The organism is Streptomyces sp. NPDC057623, from assembly GCF_042800355.1.
GTDB lineage: Bacteria > Actinomycetota > Actinomycetes > Streptomycetales > Streptomycetaceae > Streptomyces.
The window spans coordinates 14,132-39,339 of record NZ_JBHVGZ010000087.1; the positions used below are offsets into that span (position 1 = coordinate 14,132).

The window sequence follows — 25,208 nt, forward strand, 5'->3', positions numbered from 1 at the left end:
GCCCCCATGACAGCCGCCATCGGAATCCACGGGATAGGCAAGGAACAACTCGGCCGCCGGCAGATGCTGGTGGACTGGGCTCCTGCCCTCGGAGACGGACTGGAACGCGCGGCAGGCCGGCCGGTCGACCTTCCGCCCTTCGACCTCGTCTACTACGCCGACGTGTTCCTCAAAGCCTGCGCGGACGGCCGCAAGAGCAAGGGACCCATACCCGGCCTCGAAGACACCGGCGCCTGGCTGGCAGATCCGGACGACAAGACCGAAGCCGACGAACTGCTCGAAGCCGTAGCGGAGATCGTCACAGCCGAGGACATCGCGGCGTCGCAGGCGGCACCACCCAAGGGGTACACCCGGGTTCCCAAGCCGTTCCAGACGGTGGTACGCGCGGCGGACTGGCGATACGGCCCGGGAGCCGCCCTGCTGTTCGTCGGAGCGCTCCGGCAGGTGCGCCGCTACCTGGGCGATGGGGTACTGAAACAGGAGGTGGACGACCGTGTCGACGCCGCGGTCCCCGAAGACTGCAGGGTGCTGGTCGGCCATTCCCTTGGCTCCGTGGTCGCGTTCGAATACCTGCGTCGACACGGACGCCGCCGCCTCGACCTGCTGGTGACACTGGGCTCCCCCTTGGGGCTCCGCGTGGTCCGATCCCGGATGCCCAACCCGCGGTACGGCGCGGTGCGCCGTCTCCCGGCGGGAACGCGTGCCTGGGTGAACGTGCTCGACCCCCGCGACCCTGTGACGGCAGGCAGAAGACTGGCCGACCTGTGGCCCGGCGTGGACGACCGGTTCGTCGACAACCAGAGCGACGCGCACTCCGTCACCCGTTATCTCGGCAAAATCGAAACGGGATCGGCGGTGTGGGGGGTTCTCAAGGAGACCGCCTCGTGACAGAGGCAGGCCACGAGGCCGTCCTCAGACGTCATTTCGTGGCGATCGCGACCGCCGACTACGACGATCCGAGGTGGCAACCGCAGCAACTGCCGGTAGCCGACGAGGTGCGCGTGCTGTGGGACTGGCTGGGCGCGAAGACGCTGGGAGATCGCCGCTTCGGCCATCTCCATCCTCATCTCGCCGACAACCCCACGGAGACGGAGATCAGACGGGCGCTCCAGCCTCCGGAGGCGCAGCTGCGCTGGGGCGAGAGCGATGCCGCGGTCGTCTACATCACGGGTCATGGCACGGTCGCCGGGAACACCCACTGGATCGTCCTGCGGGACGACGCCACCATGCTGCGCACCGGGGACCTCATCGGCTGGCTCGCGCAGACCAGGATCGACTACCTCCTGCTGATCGTCGACCAGTGCTATGCCGAGAAGGTCAGCGTCGACATCGCCCAGTGGGACGAGCCCATGCGCCCGGGGTGGCTCATCGTGCTGAGCGCGGCCAGAAACGAGGAAACGGAGAGCGGGGCACTGACCAACGCCATCGCGGAGTTCCTTCGGGACGTCGTCGCGCAGCCGGAGGAGTACAAGCCCGGCCCGCTGCTCCACGCGGAGGACTTCGTCCGCGGGGTGCAGAAGCATTTCGGGAGAACGCTCCATGTTCTCGGGCCTCGGCGGTCCGGGCCGCACCCCTGTCTGCCGAACCCCGCATACGCAGCCCCCGTGGAGAGCCGGGACGCCGAGAACACGCCTTTCGGCCGCGGCGACCTCATGCGCCGCCTCATCCGGGCCGCCGCGGACGCCCCCCACACCCTCCTGGTGACCGGGCGCGCCGGAAGCGGAAAGTCGGCGGCTCTGGTCCGGCTGGCAAAAATGACCCGTCCGCGCAGGGTGGACGCCTTCGTCGACGCCGCAGGCCTGAGCGGTACCGAGCTGATGGCCCGGATCTTCGAGGCCCTGGACATCGCTTCCCCCGCCGGCCCCGGCGTCTCCTCTTCCCCGCAGGAGTGGCTCGACGCCTGGGCGCACTGGTACGAAAGCCAGCCGGAACCCGTCACGGTGGTGGTGGACGCCCTCGATGAGGCAGCCGCCCCGGACTCGCTGCTGCAGGATCTGCTCGTCCGGCTCGAACCACCCCGAGCCCGACGCCGTCGGCTCCGGCTGATCATCGCAATGCGATCACCCGGAGGACCGGATCCGCTCGCCGCCGGCTTGGCCCTGGACACCCTCGCGGACCACGCCGAACAACTCCTGAACGCCGATCGCGTACGGCTTGACGAGCCTCCCTACTGGCAGCCGGAAGAAGTCGCCTCCACCGTGACGGCGCTCCTGCTGCACACCGAGAACTCCCCGTACCGAGGCCAGGAACTCCAGGCCGCCGACGTAGCGCGGGCCGTCGCCGAAGCGGCGGGTTCCTCCTACCTGATGGCCTGCATGGCGGCGGAGAACCTCGCCACCCGCGCCACCGTTGTGGATCCCGGCGACCGAGAGTGGGAGACCCTGCTCACCGAAGGCATCGTCGGGATCTTCCGGGACGACCTGCGCCGCACCTTCCCTGAACAGCATGACCGATTCGCCGCCGTGGAACTGCTGCGGGCCGTGGCGTACGCCTACGGCCGGGGGATGCCACGCAGCGACATCTGGCCCGTGGTGGCCAACGCCCTGTCCGATTTCGCCGCAGACCCGTACGGCGACGAGGAGATCGCCTGGTTGCTCTCCTCCCGTATGGGCGCATACCTCGTCCTGGACGACGAAGACGGGGAACCGGTCTACCGGCTCTTCCACGACATCCTTCGCTCGACCCTCATCCAACGCTGGCGGCACCTGGTGCAGCCTGATGCGGATCCACGAGGCTGAGCACTGACCAACTCCCGGCCTGAGCACCCCTGTTCAATGACGGTCCCATCCCGTATCCCGGCCGGAGGCTTCAGGCACGAACCTGCTGGTGTGAGGGGACCGGTGCTCGCGCTGCCAAACCTGGGTGACCGCCGTGCAGGCAGTACCAGCCGACTGGGGGGGTAGAGGTACACGGTTGGAGCAGTGCAGACAATCTCGTACCGACCGCGTGAGTTGGCGTCGTGTCGCCTTGGTGGCTGTCGCAGAGGGGGCCGTAGCGTCAGCCTCGGGCCAATGCCATGGGGGATGGGGAGCGATGGGGCGTCGCGAACGGCCACTGGATCCGCTCTACGGGCCTGTGACGCGCTTCGTAAGCGAGCTGCGGACGTTGGGTAAGGAGGAAGACGCGGCGCCGAAGCGGCCCGTTGTGCAGCGGCGTGGCGTTCCCTCCTGACGGTGCGCAGCCTCAGCACGGCGGCGGAGCACGCCAGAAAGACCTCGGTGTCCTCAACGGTCGCCGCGACTCCGTTCGGACTCCGATGCAGCCTGCAGCCCTGCCTGGCTGCCCACGCCGCCGAAGTGGCCGGGGAGCGGCGCGGTCGGCGACTGCACGTGGACGATGGTGCTCTGATTGACCTCCGAGACCAGGCCGCACACCAGCACACAGGAAGGGTCGGTGCGAGGCCCGCCCGTGTGGGGCCGGGCCGACCTTCGGGTCGGCGCCTGCCGGGGGAAGTGGTCGGCCTTCCCCGGCCAGTCCTGGAAGGGCGGGCTTGCGGGTGGGTACTGGGGGTGGTCAGTTGCGGCGTAGGAGTACAGCTGCGGCTCCCACGGCGACGCTGGTTGCCAGGATCCAGCCGGCGAAGGCTAGGACGACAGCGATCCACATGGAGATGCCTTCGGTATGCCACTGTGTTTCTTGCCCCAGGTCCAGGATGGGGAGCAGGAGATCCAGGGTGAAGATGGGGGCGCTCCAGGATGGCCCTTCGCCGGCCTTCATGGGGTCGGGCGGGCGGACTGTGAACCAGAGTGAGCCTATGGCCCAGATCACCGCGAGCCAGATTGCTGCGCGCCCTGGACGGTAGCCGTAGCCGAAGGTCGCGTCCTGAACCGCGTCCCACACTTTCGCCGCCCCGCCAAGGGTCTCGCGGCGCCGGCGCATTCGAGCGAGGAGGACGGTGTCCGCATCCTGAGGAGCGCCTCCGGCTCGCAACACCGTGGCGAGTTGCTCGTACGGCTGCGGGTCGTAGTTGTCCCAAGTCGCTGTCTCCAGCCACCTGATTCTCTCCGACAGGGGGAACGGTCCGCTGGGCGCGATTCTCTTGTAGACGAAACCGGCCAGTTCTAGGCCGCCGGGCGCCGGCCGGCTGGCCACCGAGTCGATGAGGGTGGCGGCCGTGGCCTCCGCCAACACCACCCGGCCGTTGACTTCGCTGGGGGAGAACCGCAGTTCCGAGGTCTGCACGCGGCGCAGGGAGAATTCCTGATGGACGTCCAAGCGCAAGCGCGCCTTCTCGAGGTCGATGGCGTCCCCGATCCGCGCATCGTCGAGCTGCACTCCGCCTTCGAACACCGTGGGGCGTGCTCTGACTCCGACGACACGGCTTGCTGGCTGCACCAGTGCGGCGGAGAAGTACAGGGAGCGTTCGACCAACAGTCGGGGTGCGATCAGCACGTAGCGATCGCGCCGATTGCGAAACCGGCTTCCGCGAAAGCTGCAGGATTTGCCGACCTGAGCGTCTGCGAGTGATATTTGCCCGTACGACTGTATCTGTTCTGCCTGGAAATCCTGCGTCACCACGAGCCCATCGGCGAGCAGGCTAATGCCGTGCCTGTCTGGATGGAATTAGGCCTGGTTGAGCAGTAGGTCGGTTTCCACGTGTGCATTTTTCAAGACAAGGCCGTTCCGAAACTCGCACCTTGGCAAGTGAAGATCACCTGCTATCTGCAGCCTCTCCGCTTTGAGTCCCGGAAGGAAACAGTCGACGAGACGGAGCGTCTGCATACGAGTTCCTGTAAGCAAGATGGGTTGCTCGAAGTGGCACTCAATGAGTTCGACGTACGTCGTCACCTCTAGACCTGACAGATCAAGGCTTCCAGTGATCTGTAGGCCTTTCAGTCTGAGGGACGCGACCCTCCCGGGCAGGGCCGGCGGCCCGTCAACCAGCAACCGCGCCAGAACCTCCGCGCGCACGCGACCCTCGGCTGGGGGAGGATGGTCGTGGCCTCGACTGTCCGGCCGGGCATCAAAGACGCTGCCTGTGCGATACGCGGTCCACATCGCCCGCTCCGCGGGCGAGAGATCGCTGGGCTCCTCGGTGCGGTCACTCAACAGCGCCTCCTGGCCGGGTCATGAGTCATTGTCACGGGTCCGCGATCCCCGTGTGGTGCTGATCGGAGCGATCATTGCCGTTGAGCCGGCGATCGGGAGGAGCGGGGTGTCTGGGATGGGTGCCAGTTGGTCAGGCGCCCGAGGACACATCCGCCGCGCGATCCAGCGATAGCTCGGCATGACGAGCCGAACCGTCAAACGCTATGCGGATGCCGCCCCACGCTCCGGTGCGAGACCGACGCGGAATCGGTCCGGCGCAGGGTCCTCCGTGGTTCAGGGCCGAAGCAGGCTCCGGCCCGAGTCGGGTGGGAGGGCGGCGGCAACCGCCGCGTAGTCCTCAAGAATCTGCAGCAGATGAGGTAGCGGGACCAGCTCGCGTTCGCGCCGCACGAACGGACCAATGGCCTCCCACGTGCGGACGACTCTGTCGTTGAGCGTCATCAAGTAGCGGTCGTCGATGATGCCCAGCCTTTTCAGGATCACGAAGTTGTGCAGGAAGAAGGCGACGTCGTAGACGGCCTCCTGAGCCTCCGCAGGCAGGCCGGAGATCCCGACGTCAGGATCGTGTTCGGCACCGAGCCGCTGGATGACGTAGTTGTGGTGATGATGGAATCTCGGTGACCGGAAATCATTGAGCAAGGCCAGGTACGCCGGAAGGTAGTTGGCTTGCTTCATGGACGACACCTGCTGGAACGCGAAGTAGGTCGAGCTCAGCAGCGCCAGTACGGACAGGCCGATCGCCACAGTATTGAGAATCACCCGTTCATCCCCTCGCCCGCGCACCCGTACATCGATAGACAGACCGGGTGGGATCCCGGTTCCCAAAGTGTGCTCAATGGCCATGATTTGAGGTGATACTGGACGTCTCCGAGGACTTGGAGCCCGCGTGACCAGTGACGACAGCCCTCCGGCGGCCGGTGACATGGCACGCGCACGCCAGAAGGCCGCGGCCGCCATGACCGGCGCCGCCACCGCCTGGCTGAGCGCTCTGAACCACGACCAGTTGGCGTTCGCCGCATATGCCTCCCCGCTCGACCCGGCAGCGGAGTCGGAGAGGGTGCGATGGTTCTTCACGCCGACGGATCACGGCGGACTCGCCCTCCGCGACCAGGACGCCCACCAGCAGAGCCTGACGATGCAGATGGTTGCCACCGGGCTGTCCACCGCGGGCTTCTCCACCGTTGCCACGGTGATGGGCCTGGAGAACGTCCTGGACCAGGTCGAGGGATGGGGGTCCCACTGGGGCCGCCAGCGCGGGCGCGATCCCAGCCTGTACTGGCTGAGGGTCTTCGGCCGCCCTGGAAGTGACCGTGTCTGGGCCTGGCGGTTCGGCGGCCACCACATCTCTCTGAACTACCTGGTCATCGACGGCCGGCTCGTCTCCGCGACCCCCTGCTTCATCGGAGCCGATCCGGCAAGGACCGAGCTGCTGGGAAGCAGCCTGCGCCCCCTCCAGGGTGCCGAAGAAGCAGCACGCCAACTGATCCGAACATTTGCCGCAGACCAGTTCCGGCAAGTGCTGCTCCATCCCTCGGCCATGTCCAACATCGTCTCCGGCAACCGGCCACAAGTCCGCCACGGCGACACGATGATGCACCTGCGGGACCTGTGGCGGGGACGGTTCTCGGATCCCACGCTGGACAAACTCGTCGACGACATCGATCGTCAGGCGGAAGCCAGCAGCGGTTACACCGATGCCGACCATGCGCGCGTGGCCATCACCGTCCCTCCCGAGGGCATCAGCGCACGGGACCTGGACGAAGACCAACGCCATCTGCTGAAGCGACTGCTCACCCGCTACACCGGCCGGGCCCCGCAAGAACTCGCCGCGGCATACGACGCCCACCATGCCCGTGACTCCGTGCTCGACGAGGTCCACGTCGGCTGGGCAGGCAGCACCGACGAGGGAGAACCGCACTACTACCGAGTCCAAGGCCCCAGCATCCTCATCGAGTACAACAACACCCAGCGCAACGGCAACCACGCCCACTCGGTGTGGCGCGACCCGCGCTCGGACTTCGGCCTGACCGAGTTGGCCGCACACCGGGAGCGAGCCCTCCACCGCTGACGTACGGCACGAGGCAGACCCGCCCACCAGCACTACGGACTCGTTCAACCCCATTGCCCAACATCTGACGTGCTGACTGAACGCGAGGAGAAGAACACCGTTGCCATCGCCTCCAACGCAGCTTCTGGCAGAGCCCACAACTTCCGGCGAATCCGTGCGAGATGGTGCCTGGACAGCACGGGTCCAAAACGGATGGGCAGGCCGCGAGTCCGGACGTAATCTGCGGGCTGTGACGGTGAGATACGTGTTGGACGGCAGCCAGGTCAAGACGCTGGAGGACTTCTGGCGGGTCGCAGGCGAGGGCATCGGCTGCGGCGGCTACTTCGGCCGGAACCTCGATGCCTTAGCCGACTGCCTCCGCGGCGGCTTCGGAACACCGGACGACGGCGACTTCATGATCGAGTGGCGTGATCACGAAGCCTCCCGACAGCATCTGGGATACCCGGAGACCGCTCGGCAGCTCGAGATGTGGCTCGCCCGCTGTCATCCGACGAACGAGGCACGCATGGCCGCCAGACTGGCGGATGCCCGCGCGGGCCGTGGCCCGAGCGCCTTCGACTGGCTGGTCGAGATCATTGAAGACGAACTGCCGGGGGGCCTGAGCCTTCGTTAGTCAGGCGGACTGGGCACGGAGTCGGCAGACAGCCCTCGTCGATGTGGTCGGCCCGTCGATCACCGTCGCGGCCACCGCGTCCGCCCAGGCCCCGGCCCCCGGCGGCGTCCTCGCTATCGCCCCCGAGCAGGCCGCAAGCTGGCCGTCCGGGTTCCCGGTCGACGCTCTGCACGGCATCGGCCCCCGCCAGGCGGGTCTGCTGCGCGATCGGATCACCGCTGTGGATCACGCCGCCGACACGGAGCTGTCGGGCGACCCTCTCGAAGCGCGCATCCTCATCGTCCACACACGAGCGATGAGGCCGAACCTTGCCCCTTCGGCGAGGTCGATCGCATGGACCTCGTCATCAGCAGGCCGGATGGCGAGCACAGGCCCGAACACCACCTCCCGCACGATCGGCGCGCTGGGCTCGTCAGCCACGACCACCGTAGGTACGCCATACCAATCGCGTGTGAGGTGGGAGACGTCCTCCGACGCGACCGTGCGCACACCTGCGTGCCGTCCACACGCAGGTGCCAGACCACCGTGTTCCGCTGCCTCTCCTTCGCCAGAGACCCCACGGTGCTGGCCAATTTGAAGGCATCTCCCACGATGACCTGCGCCATGGACGAAGTGGCCGCAGCACGCCGCGACCACGGACCGCAGGCCGCCCCGGACATGCTCGGCCGCACTATCCCGGCCCCGACCACGACCCCGCCGAGCACCCCGGTACAGGCCCTGGCCGATGGCGCCGCCGGAGCAAGCCTGCACCCATACGCCGACCTTCAGCCCGCCGGAACCCGCTCCGAGGACCTGCGCCGGCTCGGACACCGAAGCCAAGGTTGTCCAGGCCGACACATGTCTCAGAGGTGTCGACGCACACTGGCTTGCATCTGGTTGGTAGGGCGGCCATGCCGCTGTGCACGACGTCGGCGCACGACCTGCGCAGAGGCGCTCGGGCGACTACCTGCTGGCCGGGAATACCGGGCTGGCGTGTGCGAGGGGGCCCGATCGACAACAACTGTGGCTCGTCGCGCCCGGCGGTGGACAGCCGCTCGTCCCATGGGCCGCCCTCGCGTAGAGACCACGCACTCCTTGGTCTGCGTCACTCTTGCTCCGGAGGCTGAGCTGTGGCTGACTGGCAGTGGTGCCGAGGGGGGAGCGGATGGGTAACTGGGTCGTGATCGCGGAGTACTACAGCGACGTGTACAGGACCGAGTTCATTCGCCGTGGGCTGGAAACCAAGGACCAGGCCCTGGAGGCACTCCGTGCCGCCCTTCATACGTATGTGCCGAGCAAGAATATTGTTGAGAAGCGGCGTCGCGTGTACCGCTTCGCCGACGAGGAGACATACCTGGTGGTGATCAAAGGCAAGCTGACGGAGTGGGAGTGCACCCTGCGCATCGCTGAGTTGGTCTCGGACTCGACCGACCCGGCCGTGGCCAAGCGGTCGCAGATGGACGACGGCGCGGCAGGGGCGGCTGACGGGCCGCAGGACCGGATCCCGCCCGGCTACTGAGCGGGGGCCGAACTCCGCTCAAGCCGGTTGCCCTCCATAGGCGTTGGATGCCTGGCGCAGGTTCAGGAAGCCGTCCAGCCGCGCGCTCCGGCTTGCCCGTGCTCCCGGGTTGTACGGTCCGCCAGCGCCTTTGCCCACCGCCCGGCGAGCACCTCCTGGACGGCGAACGCCGTTTTGCTGTCCGCAATCGCGATCTCCACATCGGCCGGCCCCAGCTCCGCCACGTACACGTCGTTGATGGGCCGCACGCACCCATGACGTTCCGGCAGCTGCGAACGCTCCCGTCTCCCGGCGGGTTCACCGGCCCGAGTGTGCTGGCGGTCATGGAGACGATGCAGGAGGTGTTGACGGCTGGGGACGGCTCACCAGGCCCTGGGCGGGGGAGTGTGGCGGGTGCCGCCGGAGGGGCGGCGCGCAGTTGCGGTAGTGCGCCCGGACGGCGTCGTCGAAGAAGCAGCTCGCCACGGCGATGGGGTCGGCGGGCCAGTCGTTGTCGGCGACGGGGGACGTGGAGGTGCAGCCGCACCGTGAGTATGTCGATGAACAGCAACAACACATGTCGATGAGTTCCAGCAACAGCGGGGCGGGTTCGGTGCCGGAAGTGCCGAGGTTTCAGCAACGCCGTGGGACGCCGTGATCTTGGGGTACCGGTAGGAACCCGTGTCACCGGTCCTGCTGGCCTACTTGGTGCCCGGCGGGGCTCGCGGCTCGTTGGCGGGCTCGGTCGTGCGGAGGAAGTCGGCGACCTTGCCGGGTATGTCGAGGGTGACCGGCAGCTCCGGGGCCAGCCCGTCCCCGTGGTCGGCGGCCGTGTGTTCGGGCATGAGTACGGCGGGCAGAGGGTTGGCGCCCACGGTCCCCAGGGCCTGCCTTCACGTGACGTGCGGCAGGCCCCGCTCACCCCCCTCGCGTTTCGGCCGTGCGGTTGGCGCCACGGCTGACCTCGTGTTCGCGGGCCAAGGCGGCGATGGACCGGCCCTCCAGGTACGCCGTGCGGACGGCGGCCGAATGCCTCGGGTCCCGACCAGCCTCCAAGCGTCTTCGTGTGGGCTCCGAGTGAACGCCCGAACTGGAGCCCTCCTGACGGTTCGGGGCGGACCCCCGGCGGGTATGCGCATGCCTGGATACCCGGCGGAAGGAGAAGCCTGTGAGCACCGAGGAAGAAGAGATGATGCGGCGCGACGCCGAACGGCGCCAGCAGGAGGAGCAGCAGCAGCGCCAGCAGCAGGACGACTGGAACCGGTGACCCTGAATACCGGCCGGAAGCCGAAACCACCGAAGCCTCCGATGCCGCCGGGGCTGCCCGGCGGCCCAAAACCCCACTGAACGGAGAAGGCCCCCGGACCGGGGGCCTTCTGTCACTTCCAGTCAGCGATCTCCGTTGTTCCTGCGGCCGTTACTACGCCGACCCCATCAGGGGTCAAGGCTTTCTGCTGACTGTCCCTTCCCTGCCTCGTGAGTGCCATCACCCACAGGGACAACCGGGCTCCTTCGAATCCCAGCTTCTGACCGAATAGCCAGCAGGATCGGTGACATGGCTCTTACCGGCACCCAATCTTCTGTCAGGTAGCCGCTGACTGCTCGGCTTTGTTCCGGGTGTGGGCCAGCCCGTAGGAGTCGGTGCCGTCTCGATGATCGTGCCGTTGAAGGTGAGCCGGTCGACGATCGCGGTGCAGAGCCTGGGATCGGTGAAGGGTCTTGGTCCAGCCGCCGAAGGACTCGTTGGAGGCGATGGCAATGGCCTTGTTCTCCTCCCAATGCACAAAAGATCGACGCGTCCGTAGCGGGTGATGGTCTTGGTCAGCTGCTTGTCGTCCGCGGTCTCGACCAGCTCGTTCACGAGCTTCGTCGCGAGGGTGTACTTCACCCGGAAACCGGCCGTCGCCGCCTCGGTGCCCAACGCGATCAGCAGATGGGACTTGCGGGTGCCGGAATCACCCATCAGGCAGAGGGGCTGCGCCTTATTCGCTCACTCGCTGGTGGCCAGGGTATGGATCACAGCAGGGTCGATGTTGGGATTGGCGTCGAAGTCGATCTCCTCTGATCGGCTTCTGCCTCGGAAACGTGGCGGCCTTGATCCGGCGCTCGGAACGGCGCCGGGCCCGGTCATCGCACTCATCCAGCAACAGCTCGGCGAGGAAGGTGAGGTAGGACGCGATATGGGCGCCGGCGACGGGACTTGGGCGATCACTCGTTTCTGGCGCGGGACGGGTGCGGGCGGTGTGGCGAGGATGCGGCGTCAGGGCTGGTTGATCTGCGCGGCGGCCTCCTCCAGGTCGGCGACGGTCCCCGACATGATCGTCCGTACATGCCTGGTGATGTGCTGGACGGGCCAGTCCCACCAGGCCACGGCCAGGAGCCGGGTGATGTCGGCAGCGTCGTAGCGAGTGCGGATGAGCCGGGCGGGGTTGCCGCCGACGATGCCGTAATCGGGGACGTCTCCGGTGACCACGGCGCCTGCGCCGATGATCGCGCCGTGACCGACGCGTACACCGGGCATGATCGTGACGCCGTGGCCGAACCACACGTCGTTGCCGACGACTGTGTCGCCCCGGCCGGGCAGGTCGGTGATCAGGTCGAAGTGCTCCGCCCAGGAGCCCCCCATGGTGGGGAACGGGAAGGTGGAAGGACCGTCCATGCGGTGGTTGGCGCCGTTCATGATGAACCGGGTGCCTGTCCCCAGCGCGCAGTACTTGCCGATGACAAGCCGCTCGGGGCCGTAGTGGTAGAGAACGTTGCGCGCCTCGAACGCGGTCGGGTCGTCCGGATCGTCGTAGTAGGAGAAGTCACCGACCTCGATCAGCGGCGACTTCACCAGCGGCTTGAGCAGAACCACTCGCGGGTGCTCGGGCATCGGGTGGAGCACGGTGGGGTCAGCGGGAACGGTCGGCATAGTGGAGACGGTTCCTCTCTCGGGAGCCTAAGGCGACAAGTGTCGCGTTAGGATGCTGGCACAGTCCTGCCGCCTTGAACAACCGGATACTGATTGCCGATGACAGACCCACTGGACACGACGTCGGACCGCCGTCCGGGCGGTCGCACCGCCCGCATCCGCGCCCAGGTTCTCGAAGCGGTGCGCGCCGAACTCGCTGAAGGCGGTCACGCAGGACTCACGGTGGAGGGTGTCGCGGCGCGGGCTGGAGTGCACCGCGCCACGATCTACCGGCGTTGGCACGATGTCGGCGGCCTGCTCGTCGACGTCATCGACGCGGCCGGCGAGATCGACTGGCAGCCGTCCGACACCGGCTCGCTGCGCGGCGATCTGACAGCCCTCAACCAGGAGATTCAGGAATCCCTGGTCGTACAGCCGTCGTTCGCCGTCGCCCTGATGGCCGCCTCGTTCCACTCCGAACCGGCCGCGCGGGCCCAGACGCGGCTGTGGGCGGACCGGTACGCCCAGTGCGAGATCCTCGTCGAGCGCGCCATCGAGCGCGGTGAACTCCCCGCACAGCACACCGACGCGCGGAGCCTGCTGATCGCCGCCACGGCGCCGCTCTACCACCAGCTAGTCCTTTTGCGTGCCGATCCGGACCCGCAACTCCCGGAACGGGCCGCGGAGGCGGCAGTTCTGGCGGCTGCCGCGGGTGCCTTCTCCGTCCGTCGGGAAGAGAGCGTGTGATCGAGGAGACAGGGAGCGAACGCAATCGCAAGCAAGAGCGCGACAGGACCTGGATCACGGTCAGACGTGACGAGAGTGAGCCGGCAGCATCGGGGTGGAGGGCCGCACTCGGCGTCGTGAGTGAGCGCACCGTGGTGGAGCAGGTGCAGGGTCCAGCCGTCCAGGTGCTCGAAGTCCTCGGGTGAGGCGAGGGGGTCGGCCAGCAGCTGGGCGTTCTCCTCGGAGATCTCCTCAGCCCGACGGTAGGAGAGCCGGACCCGGCCGGTCTGCGGGCACACGTCCAGGGTCGCCGTTCCGACGGGGCCTTGTGGCCGGTGAGCAGATCCGCCAGGTCCGCCAGGTCCGCCAGATCCGTGAGATCGTCTGCGGCTGACGGCAGCAAGGGGCGTGCACCTATGTCGTCGGTCAAGGGAAACGGGGGTGCGTCGGGTCGGCGAGTTGGGCGGCATGGCGGGGTGGCCGACCTGCTGTGGGATGACGTGAAGTGCTTCTTCGACCCTGACTTGGTGGAGTCGTTGCCGGACATGCGTGCCCCGAACGCCTCGGTGATGGACTGCTGTGTTTCTCCCCCTGTCTCTTGACGACGGATGGAGCGACGACCAGCGGAAGTTGCTCCAGCTGGTGTGGCGGAGGTGGCCGAACGAAGTCCTCCACGTCCCGCGGCGCTCGCTGCCGGACAGGACAGCGAATGACTGGTTACGTCATGGACTTCCCACGTGCACCACCCGAACATGGGGGCGGCCTTCTGCCGAGAGGGCACAGTGCCCCATGTCTTGGAGACCGCATGCGTACTCACCTCATCGCCGCCCTCGGCGCGGCCGTCCTGGCCGCAGGGACGTTCTTGGGCGCGCCGCAGGCCGAAGCCCAAGTCACCGCCAGCTACGCGTTCCACGTACCCAACGGGAACACGTGGACCGACGGCACAGTGACCTTCTACAACAGGTCGGTCCTCGTGAAGGGGGTGCACAAGTCGGTTGCGCCAGAGGTCGCGGCGTGCCGAAACACTACGGCCTACACCCTCGACAGCCACAGCGACCTGCTGACGATGAATGCTTCCGGTCCGGAGTACGAGGCCTGCGACAACTCCAAAGCATTCGACTTCATCGTTCCAGCGGACGTCGAAGGCGGAGCTGCCTTCGTGCGAGTCTGTCTCGCCGACGGCTACTACACGGTTCTCACCTGCAAGCGCTACGGCGGTTGATCACCCATTCGTTCCCAACAGACGAGCCCGCGCCCTGGAGGTTCCGCGCGCATTCGCTCAGGCGCACGCCAGGCATCGCCGCACTCGCTGCAGGCACCCTGCTGAGCGGCCCCCGCCGCCAGTTGACCACCGCAGCTGGAACCCAAACCGTGGGGGAGGTCAAGATGTCACCCGATCGCGCACCAGACCCTCCGCAGCTTCCTCAGCGATGACTACGAGCTGTCGCGGTCGGTTGAGTAACGCTTCATCAGCCTGCGTGTCGCCGGTTCACCACGATGGTTCGGCGGTGGCGGCGAGCAGGGCCGTGTCGTCGTCGACCCGGTCGGGGGTGTTCAGCAGCTCCAGGGCCCGTTCGATGATCTGCTGGGGGTCGGTGCGGGCGGCGGCGGGCAGCGCGCCGCAGGCCTGGCGCAGGGCCGCCAGGCAGGCGTCCAGGGACAGCGCCCGGTTTTCCACCAGGCCGTCGGTGTACAGCAGCAGGCTGGTGCCGGGCGGGAACGCCACCTCACGGTCGACTGGGGTGCTGCCCAGTCCCAGCGGAGGCGCCGGGGGCAGCTCCAGGTAGGTGGTGTCGGCGGCTACCAGCAGGGGCGGCAGGTGCCCGCTGGCCGCGTAGCGCAGGCTGTGGCTTTGTGGGTTGTAGACCGCGTACAGACAGGTGGCGAAGCGTTCGGTGGCGAGCGACTGCAGGTAGGCGTCCAGCCTGGCCAGCACCTGGGCAGGGCCCGCCCCCTCCATCGCGAGGCTGTGCAGGGCGGAGCGGAGTTGGCCCATCACGGTGGCGGCTTCCACGTCGTGGCCCATGACGTCGCCGATGGCCAGCCCCACGGCACCGTCGGGCAGTGCGAGCACGTCGTACCAGTCGCCGCCGACCTCGGCGCCGCGGTCGCTGGCCCGGTAGTGGGTGGCCAGGCGCACCCCGGGCACCTGGGGCAGGCGGTGGGGCAGCAGGGCGCGCTGCAGCCTCAGGGCGAGGCGGCGCTCGTTGTGGTACCGGGTGGCGTTGTCGTAGGCCACGGCCAGACGGTGGGCGAGGTTCTCCAGATACTTGTGTTCGACCGCGGAGTAGTCGGTGTGCCGGACCAGTACCAGGGCCCCCAGTGTCTGGCCGTGGGCGTGCAGTGGCAGGGCCAGAACAGCGGGGGGCGGCGGATGCGGGCCGGCTGGGGCCTGGGCGGTGCCGTTGATCGCGTGGGCGGCGGCGGTGGCCAGGTCCTCGCGGGCGAGAAGGGTGGCGCCGGCGATGTACGGCGGGGGTGGCTGGGCCGGGGTGCGTTTCGCGGCGGTGAAGTGGATGCTGATCTGGTCGGCGAAGTCGGGCAGCAAGATCTGGCCGGTTGTCTGCAGGATCTGGTCCGGGTCGAGGGTGGCGGACAGCCGCAGGCCCGCGTCGGCCAGGGAAGCCAGCACGGCCAGCTGGTTGCGGGTCTCGGTCAGGGCCTGTTCGCGCAGCCGGGACAGCTCCAACCCCGTGCGCACGCGCGCCAGCAGCCGGCGCGCGGAGAAGGGTTTGGCCAGGTAGTCGTCGGCGCCGGCCTGCCGGCCCTGGACGGATTCCTCCTCGCCGGCGCGGGCGGTGAGCAAGACGATGGGCAGGCGGGCGGTGCGCGGGTCGGCACGCAGCGCCCGGACCAGCTCGAATCCGTCCATGCGCGGCATCATCACGTCGCTGAGCACCAGCTCCACCGGCTGCGCCAAGGCCATCTCCAGGGCGGCCCGGCCGTCGGCGGCGAGCAGCACGTCGTAGTCGGGCTGCAGGAGCTGGGTGAGGTAGGCGCGCATGTCGACGTTGTCGTCGACGACCAGCAGACGGGCACGGTGCGGGCGGTCAGTTTCGTACGGACCGGGCTCGTCGGGGGCATCGTGGGCCGCGAGGGCGTCCGGGGCGCGTGCTGCGGGGGTGGCCGCGGCGGGGACGGGGTCAGCCGCCAGCCAGCCCAGTGCCTCGTCCACATAGGCCGCGGCGCGGCCGAGCCGTGCGCCTCCGCCTTCCCTGGGGGTTTCCCTGGCGGATTCCCCGGGAGGGCCGGCGCCGGCCGCGGGCGGGGCAGCCGGGCGGGGCCGGGCGGCGGCGAAGGGGAGGTCCACGGTGACGTTGGTGCCCTGGCCGAGCCGGCTGTCCACGCCGACGGTGCCGCCGTGCGCTTCCACCAGGTCCTTCACCAGCACCAGGCCGAGGCCGCTGCCCTCGTGGGAGCGGGAGCGGGCGCCGCGGACCCGGTGGAAGCGCTCGAACAGGCGCGGCAACTCGTCCACGGGGATGCCGGTACCGGTGTCGGTCACGGTCAGCCGGGCCCGGTCTCCGGCTGCGGCCACCTGCACCCGGGCGCCGCCGGTGAAGGTGAATTTCAGAGCGTTGCTGAGCAGGTTGAGGACGATCTTCTCCCACATCTCCCGGTCCAGGGACACCGGCTTGGACAGTGGCGGGCAGTCCACCTCCAGCGTCAGCCCGGCCGCCTCGAAGGCGGAGCGGAACACCCCGGCCAGCTCGGCCGTGGCACCGGCGAGGTCGACCGGCTCGAGGGCCGGACGTATCTGCCCGGCATCGGCCCTGGCGACGTCCAGGAGGGTGTTGACCTGCTTCAGCAGGCGCAGGGCGCCGCGCTCGGCCAGCTCCAGCTGCTCACGCCGCTCGGGCCGGCCTTCGTCGGCCAGGGCCTGCTGGAGCGGGCCCAGGAGCAGGGTGAGCGGGGTGCGCAACTCGTGGCTGACGTTGGCGAAGAAGGTGGTCTTGGCCCGGTCCAGCTCGGCCAGCGCCTCCGCCCGCCGACGCTGCTCGTCGTGGGCGAGGGCAGCCGTCAGCGCCCCGGCCACGGCGGCGGCGAGCACCTCCAAAAAGTCCCGGTAGGTCCCGGCCGGCGGGAAGCAGGGGTTGACGCCCACCACCAGGACGCCCTCCACCTGGCCCGCACAGTCCAGCGGCAGAGCCAGCGCCTCTTCGACCGGAAGCCAGGATGCCGCAGCATGCTGCCCGGCCGTGTTGCCGCCGGTGAGCGCGGCGGCCGGGAGCGTGTCAGGGGTACCGTCGGCGACCACCTGCGCCAGCCGGGTCGCGACCTCCGACTCGTCGGCCGCGCCCAGCGAGAGGGCCTCTGGCGTCGGCCCGAGCCCGGCGGAGGCCGCCGGCCGCAGCATCCCCGGCTCGGAGAGCAGGTACAGGCCCAGGAACGGGATCTCCTCGGGATAGGAACCCAACACCTCCGCAACGACTCGGGCGACCTCGCCCGGAGTGAGCAGCCCGGCAGTACGGGCGCCGGTCTCGCTCAGCAGGCGCAGCCGACGCTCGCCCAGTACCCGGCCGGTGGTCTCGGTGATGATCTGCAGCACGCCGCCGGCGGTGCCGTCGTCCAGCAGCACCGGCTGGAAAGAGGAGTCGAAGTAGCACTGCTCCGGAAAGCCGTGGCGCTCCATGATGAGCGGCTCATCGGAGATCAGCAGGGACTTACGGGTGTCGGTCACATAGTGGAAATGGGCGCTCACGGGATGGTCCCAGACCTCGGGAAACACATCCTTGTACGGCCTGCCGAGCGCCCAGGGATGCTTGGCGCCGACGATGGGTGAGGAACCCAGGTTGTACAGCGTGGCGAATTCGGCGCCCCAGTACAGAGCCATCCCGTGCTCAGAGGTCAGCATGAGGCGCATGGTGTCCACCAGCGGCCCCGGCCAGGACTCGGGGAGGCCGAGCGGCGTAGCCGACCACTCGATCCCAGCCAGAAGCTCGCCGAACGCACCGGCCTCGGCGAACATCCTGGCGGCTGCGGTGCGTGGGTCCTCGGGCGGAGACATCGAGAAATCTTCCTCCTGACGCCTAAGTGATCCACCAGCGCCCTCTCACGGCTGCCGACGGCCACTCGCTGCGGACCCTCCGGGTAGATCGGACGCCGGATCCGACGAATCTGGCTCACGATCCTGCCGGAATTACAGGGTTAAAGACTGATTTGATCAGCAGTTTACGCCTGCAGTCGCACGCCGATGACGGTGATCGTCGACTCGCGGTCCCTGGGGGCGGCGGGAAGAAGGTGGTGGGCCGCAAAGGGCGAGTAGTGGACTGCCTGGGCGGCCGACGACCGCGCCGCCGCCAGAGGTCGTCTTCTCCGTTGAGGGGGTTCGTCGTCCTGCCTCGCCGCCTCACTGGCGCAGCTACCCCGACCTCGCGCGACCCGACGTGGGGCCGAGCAACATCCGCGGGACGTTGACGGCCCGGAGAAACCGGCCGCAGACCTACCGGACAGCATGCCAAGATTCACACAAAGGACTACTACGCATACGTCAATGACTTGATGGCCGGCGTACGGAATCGCAGCGAAGCCATGGACGTGCTCAGGCACGTACGCCCACAACTGCAGGGCGGACACTAGCCGTGAAAGGGCGCGACCATGAAGCACCCTGCTGACCAGGCTCGCGACCTCGCTCTGGGAGTGCTCGAGTCGGTAACCTCCGCGGCGATCCCTGAAGTTTCGGACTTGGCCGATGCTGTGCCGCGCTTCGGGGAGGTGAAGTTCGACGTGCCGACGGAGGGAGAAACGGACAGGTTCCTTTTCGGGTACAGCTACGCGAACTGGCTCTCCGAGCCCAGGTTTGCGCTGGGATTCACACGCCAGCTGGCGCTGGTGGGGCACGGCTTCTACCCTGCCATCCTCGGCATACGGGAGAGCGCCGCCTCCCTGTGCAATGAGTTCGGCATCTCCTGCGACCTGGCGGGCGCCCTCGTCTTCGCCTCCCACCAGGGTTACATCTACCACTACATCGACACACACCAAGAGGGCGCGGTTTATGGCCTCACCGAGGATTCCCCTACTCCGATCCGGGTGGCGGACGCATTCGGCGAGTTCTTCTACGACTACGTGAGAACGGCGTGAGTACTAATCGAGCCTGGTGAGTTACACGGTCCTGCCTGCCAGCCAGACCGGAGTCACGCACAAATCGGCATCGTGAAGAGTCGGAGTGCAGTGGCGACGTTACGGGTGCCTGTGAGACGGAGGGCGCCGATGGCGAGGCCGCGTCAAGTCGCCATGGCTCGGGGCGCTGTGATGCCCCGACCGTTAATGACGGTCAGTCCTTTCCCGAAGTCCGCCACCGGGGAAGAACGTCTGTGACGATCCGGTCGACCACCGACCGCGGCGCGGAGAAGGGACCTTGCGCACGTGGCCACGGGGCGACGACATCGGTGAACCCCAGTTCGTCGGCCCGCCCCAGAAAGTCGTCGAAGCAGTCGGCCGACTGGATACTGAGCACCGGTGCGGCATCGGTCTGCAGCACGCGCCGGAAATCCGGATCGCCCTCGCGTCCGTGCGTCGTGAGGGCTGCCGTCATCCGCTCGCTCGCCGCCGAGACAAGACCCCACCACGCGTCGAGCCGCTCCGCCCTCCCTCCGATCGTCACCCACCCCTGCCCGTACCGCGCCGCGACAGACGCTGCCCCGGGACCGTTGGCCGCCACAATGAACGGCAGCCGCGGCCGCTGCCGGCACCAGGGCGCCGAACGAGCGTCGACGGCGGAGTAGTAGTCACCCTGGAAGGAGACATGGTCCTCGCGGAGGAGCCGATCGAGCAGCTCGACGAACTCGCCGAACCTGCGAGCCCGGCTCTTCGGCGCTCCCGTCCCGAAAACGTCGACGTCGTACCCGCTCTCCGCGCCGGCGCCGACGCCGAGAGTGAGACGCCCTTCGCTGATCTCGTCGAGGCCGATCAGGTCGCGGGAGAAGGCCACCGGGTGGCGGAAGTTCGGGCTGGCCACAAGCATGCCGATTTCCAGCCGCGACGTGACCAGCGCGGCGAGGGCCAGCGTCGGTACCGTGCCGTACCACGGGCCGTCGAGCAGCCCGTCCCAGCCGAGATGGTCGAAAGTCCAGCCGTGGTCGAACCCGTACTCTTCGACGCTTGCCCAGATCTTCCGGGCGGATTCTCCGGAATACTCCGGCAATACCGTCATCCCCACGCGCATGTGCGCCTCCTCGTCCTCTTCGTACAGCCTGCTGCCACCCGGTGCGATGCCCATGTGCAAGGCGTGCAAGCCCTCGGGTCCCGACTGCACATCCCATGCACCGTCCTGTCCATACGGCTCGACCGGCCCGAGCACTCACAAGGTGCAGAGCCTCGATCTGCCAGTGTGAGCGGATCATCCCCACGTTTCGTGGATGGCAGTACTTCCATGTACGTGTATCGGTCACTGTGACCAATACGCGAACACTGCCCCTACTGGTCATCGCTGGCGTGATGGAACTGAGCTGCGGTGCCGAAGTCCAAAACCACTCACCCAGAGGCAGCCCATCACGTGCCGGACGACCAGCAGGCAAGGTTGCGCGACAGAAAGCGGGTTGCAGTTGAGGATCGTGACACGAATGCTTCCATCATGAAGATGCACCCCAACCAGCTGATGGTGTCACCTGAGACGGTGCGCACGTTGGTAGAGCAGCAGTTTCCTGAGTGGCGGAGCCTGCCAGTCAGGAGCATCGCTGCGCAGGGTACGGTCAACGCCGTCTTCCGCATTGGCGATCGATTAGCAGCTCGATTCCCTCTTGAGTCCGCAGACATCGAGTTGACGCGTCGCGTGCTGGAGTTCGAAATGGAAGCGGCTCGCGAACTGGTAGGTCGCACGCGTTTCCCCACGCCGGAGCCGATCGCGCTTGGTGAACCCGGGTCAGGCTACCCGCTTCCGTGGTCGGTGCAGACGTGGCTGCCGGGGATCGTGGCCGACAACGAGAATCCAGGCGAATCGGTTGCGTTCGCCCGCGACTTGGCCGATCTCATCGGCGATCTGCGCGCGATAGACACGCGTGGCCGCACGTTTGCCGGCACAGGCCGAGGAGGCGACCTGCAATCCCATGACGCGTGGATGGAGACCTGTTTCAGGCACAGTGAGCAGCTTCTGGACGTCCCTTCACTTCGCCGCATCTGGGCAACTTTGCGTGATCTGCCGCGGGGCGCTGCTGAGGACGTTATGGCCCATGGTGATCTGATTCCCGGCAACCTGCTCGTGTCCGCGGGTCGGCTCGCGGGGATTATCGACGTTGGCGGCTTCGGGCCGGCCGACCCTTCTCTCGATCTCGTGAGCGCGTGGTGTCAGCGGTCACGTAAATCCCCACGATCTGCATGATCAGCGTCAGCTAATTCCCCACCCTCGCGGTCACGGTTCCTCACCGGGACGCTGACCGTTGACGGTGCCGCTGACCACGCTTGAACTGGACGGATGTTCCCTGTTTCGGGTGGTTTGAGCCACTAGTAGATCTTTCTTGCGAATCCGCCGGGTTCCCCATGGGCATGCCGGTGCCGGGTTGAGGGTCCTGGCCCTCTCGGAGTCGTCGCGGTCCCTCGACCTGCGAACCGAGAGGTCGACGGACACACCGGATGGCAAGGAGAACGTTCACCGTGGTCGACATCGTCGAGATCTACGTGCACTGGTACGCGGGCCGCTCGAAGAGCCAGGTGTCCGCGTCGCTGGGGGTGGACCGCAAGACGGTCAGGAAGTACCTGGCGCCGGCGGAGGCGGCAGGGATCACCCCGGGCGGGCCGCCCATGAGCGAGACGGACTGGGCCAAGCTGATCAAGAGCTGGTTCCCGGAGCTGGCCAGCCGGAGGCTGAACCAGGTGCGGTGGGGAGAGATCGAGCCGCACCGCGACCACGTCAAGTCCCTGCTGGAGACCACGACGGTCACCACGATCCATCAACGGTTGCGGGACGAGGGCAAGTTGAAGGTGTCCTTGTCGACGTTCCGCCGCTGGGTGCACGAGAACCTGCCCGACGAGGCTGCCCGCGCGAAAGTCACGGTGCTGCGGGATGATGTCGAGCCGGGTTCGGAGGCCCAGATCGACTACGGGTTTCTGGGGCAGTGGTTCAACCCGACGACCGGGAAACGGCATAGGATCTGGGCGTTCGTGATGGTGCTTCCCAGCTCGCGGCACATGTTCGTGCGCCCGGTGCTGCACATGGACCAGCACGCCTGGACGCTCGCGCATGCGGAAGCCTTCCGCCTCTTCGGCGGTGTCCCGCGGCGTTTGGTGCCGGACAATCTGAAGACCGGGGTGGACAAGCCGGACCTCTACGACCCGCAGATCAACAAGTCCTATGCCGAACTCGCCGCCTACTACGGGGCGTTGGTGGATCCGGCCCGCGCGTCGAAACCGAAGGACAAGCCCAGGGTGGAGCGGCCGATGCCCTATGTCCGCGACTCGTTCTGGAGTGGGCGCCAGTTCACCTCGTTGGAGCACATGCAGGCCGAGGCCCTACTCTGGTCGGTGAATGTCGCAGGTCAGCGGCAGTGCCGGCCGCTGGGCGGCGCGAAGCCGCTGTCGGTGTTCGAGGCGGTGGAGGCCGAGACCCTGCTGCCGCTGCCCGAGACGCCGTTCGTGTTGGCGAGATGGTCAACTGCCCTGGTGGGGCCGGACATTCACGTCAAGGTCGGCCGCACTCTCTACTCGGTGCCCTGGAAGTTGATCGGCCGCCGGGTCGACGCCCGTTCCACCGCCACCATGTCCAGATCTTCCACGAGGGCGAGCTGGTCAAGACCCACGCCGCCCTGGAGCAGGGCAAACGCACCGACAGAGGCGACTACCCGCCTGAGAAGATCGCCTTCCAGATGAGAACCCCGATCTGGTGCCGCGGCCAAGCTTCGCAGGTCGGCGATGCCTGCCGGGAGGTGATTGACCAACTGCTGGAGGTCAACGCGCTCTACCGGCTCCGCGCGGCCCAGGGAGTACTCGGACTGCGCAAGAAGTACGGGGACGCCCGCCTGGAAGCCGCCTGCAGAAAGGCGATCACGGTCGGCGACCCGTCCTACCGGACCGTCAAGGGAATCCTGGTCGCGGGCACCGAGACCGACCCGGAGCCGGAGACCGGCGACGCCGGAGCCGCGGCCTTCCTGCACGGACCCGAGGGCCTGTTCGCCGACACCGTCCCCACCCAGACACCCGGCGACGTCCACGACGACCAGGACCGCGGTGACGCCGAGGAGGCCGTCCGATGAGCGTGATGACCACCGCCCTGCGCGACTCGCTCAAGATCCTGCGGCTGTCCGGGATGCTGGAAACCCTCGACGCCCGACTCACCCAGGCCCAGAAGGGCGAACTCGGGCACCTCGACTTCCTCCAGGTCCTCTGCCAGGACGAGATCACCCGCCGCGAGTCCGTCGCCCTCGAACGGCGCCTGCGCAGAGCGAAGTTCGAGCAACAGGCCACCTTGGAGGGCTTCGACTTCAACGCCTCCCCGAAACTGCCCGCCGCCCAGATCCGCGACCTCGCCGCCCTGCGCTGGCTCCACTCCGGCGAGTCCGTCATCCTGTTCGGCCCGGTCGGCGTCGGCAAGACACACGTCGCCCAGGCCCTCGGCCACCAGGCCATCCGCCAGGGCGCCAACGTCCGCTTCGCCAAGACCAGCCGCATCCTGGCCAAGCTCGCCGGCGGCCACGCGGACCGCACCTGGGACAAACGCATCCGCGAACTCATCCGCCCCGACGTGCTCATCCTCGACGACTTCGCCATGCGCCAGCTGTCCCCGTCCCAGGCCGACGACCTCTACGAACTCGTCTCCGAGCGGCAAGGCCGCTCCTTGATCATCACCAGCAACAGGGCACCCAGCGACTGGTATCCGCTCTTCCCCAACCCCGTCGTCGCCGAATCGCTACTGGACCGCCTGATCAACGCCAGCCACCAGGTCATCATGAACGGCCCCAGCTACCGCCCCAACAAACGCCCCAAGAACCCCGCGGACAAGCCTCCGACAAAGTAAGCCGAACACCGGAACGCGACTGGGGCGGGAGCAGTTCTCCCGCCCCAGCCGGTGACATCAGCCTCAGGACGGAACGACGGCATAACTGAGGTCCTGGACCGTGAGCGAGACGGGCGTCAACCGCAGCCACATCGTGCCTCGTTCGCCCGGATCGTCATACAGATAGCCCACGAACCGCTCATCCCACACAGTCTCGTCCGCCCCCAGATAGCGGACCAGCTTGCGCCGGCCCCTCGGCACGTCAAACGGCACGAGCTCAGCCTGCCCCCGCGCGATCACCTGCTGGACACGTCCCGTCACGAGATCGCATTCGTCCACCACGAGCGCGACCTTCGGGTCGTTCTTCACCCGGTCGAACAACCGGGTCCACGGGCCCGTCAGCACCCAGAAGGCTCCGTCCTCCCACAGGAACCAGACCGGGCGCACGGTGGGCCCGTTGGTCGCAAGGCGAGCGGTGAGCGGCTGCTGCAGGAACGCGTCCACATCGAAGCTACGAGATGTCACATCGCCAATCTTGTGGTGCCACGCGTCTCTTGCCTACCTACGTTCGACCTAGGACCACGGCAGGAACCCGGGCCTGACGTTCCAGAGAGGTGGGGAATTGCGTGACGTTAGCCCTGGGGAGAATCGTGATCGTCGACACGTGGCATTTGCTCGAGGCTGGGCCGCGTCAGATACTCCGAGATCACCTGGATTGCGACGATCTTGAATGGGAGCGGGGCAAGGCGTGGGCGTTCGTTCAAGCGATGGGGTTGGTCTGGTACTACGTCGAAAGCAACCCGGTCATGAGAAGGACGGGGCAACGATCCTTGGAACGTGTCATGGCGGATGAATCGCCCGCGTGATCTGTCGCCTTGGACATGGCCGCTGACCGTCTTGATCGTGAGGTCGAGGCAGCCGACGCGGGAAACTTGTCACCTGTCGACGACGCGTGGATCGTGACCCCCTTCCGAGGCGCGGATTCCAAGATCATGAAGTTCTCTACGCCCCGTGCTCCGAGTGCAAGAGCGTGCCTGCCCACGCATCACCGCTGATCCCACCTGCCCTTGACCGACTCCGCGCACATCACAAGGGCGTATACGACGAGGTGCCGCGCCTGGCGGAGCGGCTGGCCAAGGTGCCCGACCCGCGAGACCCACGCGGCGTACGCCACGCTCTGGTTGCCGTGCTCGCGCTGACCGCGTGTGCGGTTCTGGCGGGGCGACCCCTGTACTGGCGGTCAGCGAGTGGATCGCCGACGCCCCGCCGCACATCCTTCAACGCCTCGGCGTACGCCTCGACCCGCTGTTCCCGAAGCGGTTTCTGCCTGCTGAAACGACGCTCCTGTGCTGCTGGCTCGGACCAGGTTGCGTCCAGAGAAGTGGTGTACGGGTTCGACCTGATCCGGGGGTTTGCTCCGGCATCGGGATGGTGCCCGCATAGTTGAACGGCCACCGG

Annotated in this window: 19 protein-coding genes and 4 pseudogenes; 13 read left to right on the forward strand and 10 right to left on the reverse strand. The window is 67.6% G+C overall.

Going from position 1 to position 25,208, the window contains the following annotated elements; translation table 11 throughout:
- Positions 1-6 precede the first annotated feature (6 nt).
- Both ACFU95_RS44690 and ACFU95_RS44695 read left to right on the forward strand, forming a co-directional pair.
- Positions 7-888, forward strand: a complete 882-nt coding sequence (locus tag ACFU95_RS44690; protein ID WP_383841457.1) for a hypothetical protein — start codon at positions 7-9, stop codon at positions 886-888.
- Positions 885-2,738 carry an AAA family ATPase gene (locus tag ACFU95_RS44695; RefSeq protein WP_383841460.1) on the forward strand — a complete coding sequence of 618 codons (1,854 nt, stop codon included), beginning with the start codon at positions 885-887 and terminating at the stop codon, positions 2,736-2,738. Before ACFU95_RS44690 ends, ACFU95_RS44695 begins: the two co-directional genes overlap by 4 nt.
- Before the next feature lie 775 nt (positions 2,739-3,513).
- Here ACFU95_RS44695 and ACFU95_RS44700 read toward each other — a convergent pair.
- Positions 3,514-4,998: pseudogene (locus ACFU95_RS44700) on the reverse strand (oxidoreductase).
- Between the two features lie 324 nt (positions 4,999-5,322).
- A complete protein-coding gene (locus tag ACFU95_RS44705; protein WP_383841463.1) occupies positions 5,323-5,892 on the reverse strand; it encodes a hypothetical protein in 570 nt (189 codons plus the stop codon).
- 43 nt (positions 5,893-5,935) lie between these two features.
- On the opposite strand from ACFU95_RS44705, the gene ACFU95_RS44710 reads away from it, so the two are divergent.
- Together ACFU95_RS44710 and ACFU95_RS44715 are read left to right on the forward strand one after the other, a co-directional pair.
- Positions 5,936-7,117: a DUF3500 domain-containing protein gene (locus tag ACFU95_RS44710; protein ID WP_383841465.1), complete on the forward strand. Its 1,182-nt coding sequence runs from the start codon at positions 5,936-5,938 to the stop codon at positions 7,115-7,117.
- Between the two features lie 229 nt (positions 7,118-7,346).
- Positions 7,347-7,730, forward strand: coding sequence for a barstar family protein (locus tag ACFU95_RS44715; protein WP_383841468.1), 384 nt, complete (start codon positions 7,347-7,349; stop codon positions 7,728-7,730).
- Between the two features lie 225 nt (positions 7,731-7,955).
- Here the strand turns inward: ACFU95_RS44715 and ACFU95_RS44720 are convergent, their stop codons facing one another.
- A complete protein-coding gene (locus ACFU95_RS44720; RefSeq protein ID WP_383841471.1) occupies positions 7,956-8,567 on the reverse strand; it encodes an aldehyde dehydrogenase family protein in 612 nt (203 codons plus the stop codon).
- Between the two features lie 307 nt (positions 8,568-8,874).
- Between ACFU95_RS44720 and ACFU95_RS44725 the strand changes: the two genes are divergently transcribed.
- Entirely contained in the window at positions 8,875-9,228 is a 354-nt protein-coding gene (locus ACFU95_RS44725) for a hypothetical protein (protein WP_383841474.1), read from the forward strand.
- Positions 9,229-9,290: 62 nt separating this feature from the next.
- Here the strand turns inward: ACFU95_RS44725 and ACFU95_RS44730 are convergent, their stop codons facing one another.
- The 4 genes and pseudogenes from ACFU95_RS44730 to ACFU95_RS44745 all read right to left on the reverse strand — a co-directional run bounded on the left by ACFU95_RS44730 (position 9,291) and on the right by ACFU95_RS44745 (position 12,121).
- Positions 9,291-9,476 (reverse strand): DUF6207 family protein, encoded by a 186-nt coding sequence (locus tag ACFU95_RS44730; RefSeq protein WP_383841478.1) that lies wholly within the window; start codon positions 9,474-9,476, stop codon positions 9,291-9,293.
- Positions 9,477-9,908: 432 nt separating this feature from the next.
- Positions 9,909-10,082 carry a hypothetical protein gene (locus ACFU95_RS44735; RefSeq protein WP_383841481.1) on the reverse strand — a complete coding sequence of 58 codons (174 nt, stop codon included), beginning with the start codon at positions 10,080-10,082 and terminating at the stop codon, positions 9,909-9,911.
- A gap of 708 nt (positions 10,083-10,790) precedes the next feature.
- Positions 10,791-11,381 (reverse strand): annotated as a pseudogene (locus ACFU95_RS44740) (ATP-binding protein); the annotation flags it as partial.
- A gap of 86 nt (positions 11,382-11,467) precedes the next feature.
- Complete coding sequence (locus tag ACFU95_RS44745) at positions 11,468-12,121, reverse strand: CatB-related O-acetyltransferase (protein ID WP_383841483.1); 654 nt, start codon at positions 12,119-12,121, stop codon at positions 11,468-11,470.
- 99 nt (positions 12,122-12,220) lie between these two features.
- Here ACFU95_RS44745 and ACFU95_RS44750 point away from each other — a divergent pair, with 99 nt between their 5' ends.
- On the forward strand, positions 12,221-12,847 hold the full coding sequence (locus ACFU95_RS44750) for a TetR/AcrR family transcriptional regulator (RefSeq protein ID WP_383841487.1): 627 nt from the start codon (positions 12,221-12,223) through the stop codon (positions 12,845-12,847).
- A gap of 784 nt (positions 12,848-13,631) precedes the next feature.
- Complete coding sequence (locus ACFU95_RS44755; RefSeq protein WP_383841489.1) at positions 13,632-14,048, forward strand: hypothetical protein; 417 nt, start codon at positions 13,632-13,634, stop codon at positions 14,046-14,048.
- Positions 14,049-14,315: 267 nt separating this feature from the next.
- On the opposite strand, the gene ACFU95_RS44760 is transcribed toward ACFU95_RS44755, so the two are convergent.
- The gene (locus tag ACFU95_RS44760) at positions 14,316-17,834 is read right to left on the reverse strand and encodes a SpoIIE family protein phosphatase (protein ID WP_383841492.1); all 3,519 of its coding nucleotides are present in this window, start codon (positions 17,832-17,834) and stop codon (positions 14,316-14,318) included.
- Between the two features lie 590 nt (positions 17,835-18,424).
- On the opposite strand from ACFU95_RS44760, the gene ACFU95_RS44765 reads away from it, so the two are divergent.
- Positions 18,425-18,907 carry a hypothetical protein gene (locus ACFU95_RS44765; protein WP_383841495.1) on the forward strand — a complete coding sequence of 161 codons (483 nt, stop codon included), beginning with the start codon at positions 18,425-18,427 and terminating at the stop codon, positions 18,905-18,907.
- A gap of 193 nt (positions 18,908-19,100) precedes the next feature.
- Here ACFU95_RS44765 and ACFU95_RS44770 read toward each other — a convergent pair whose 3' ends face one another.
- Entirely contained in the window at positions 19,101-20,045 is a 945-nt protein-coding gene (locus ACFU95_RS44770; protein WP_383841498.1) for an LLM class flavin-dependent oxidoreductase, read from the reverse strand.
- A gap of 276 nt (positions 20,046-20,321) precedes the next feature.
- Between ACFU95_RS44770 and ACFU95_RS44775 the strand changes: the two genes are divergently transcribed.
- The 3 genes and pseudogenes from ACFU95_RS44775 (at position 20,322) to istB (ending at position 23,771) form a co-directional block, all read left to right on the forward strand.
- Positions 20,322-21,143, forward strand: coding sequence for a phosphotransferase (locus ACFU95_RS44775; protein WP_383841500.1), 822 nt, complete (start codon positions 20,322-20,324; stop codon positions 21,141-21,143).
- Positions 21,144-21,415: 272 nt separating this feature from the next.
- Positions 21,416-23,010, forward strand: a pseudogene (gene istA, locus ACFU95_RS44780) (IS21 family transposase).
- The gene (istB, locus tag ACFU95_RS44785; protein WP_383841503.1) at positions 23,007-23,771 is read left to right on the forward strand and encodes an IS21-like element helper ATPase IstB; all 765 of its coding nucleotides are present in this window, start codon (positions 23,007-23,009) and stop codon (positions 23,769-23,771) included. The pseudogene istA and the gene istB overlap by 4 nt, the downstream one beginning before the upstream one ends.
- A 63-nt stretch (positions 23,772-23,834) precedes the next feature.
- On the opposite strand, the gene ACFU95_RS44790 is transcribed toward istB, so the two are convergent.
- A complete protein-coding gene (locus ACFU95_RS44790; RefSeq protein WP_383841505.1) occupies positions 23,835-24,254 on the reverse strand; it encodes a pyridoxamine 5'-phosphate oxidase family protein in 420 nt (139 codons plus the stop codon).
- Between the two features lie 149 nt (positions 24,255-24,403).
- Here ACFU95_RS44790 and ACFU95_RS44795 point away from each other — a divergent pair.
- A pseudogene (locus ACFU95_RS44795) lies at positions 24,404-24,616 on the forward strand (aminoglycoside phosphotransferase); the annotation flags it as partial.
- 272 nt (positions 24,617-24,888) lie between these two features.
- The gene (locus ACFU95_RS44800) at positions 24,889-25,197 is read left to right on the forward strand and encodes a transposase family protein (protein WP_383841508.1); all 309 of its coding nucleotides are present in this window, start codon (positions 24,889-24,891) and stop codon (positions 25,195-25,197) included.
- Positions 25,198-25,208: the final 11 nt, after the last annotated feature.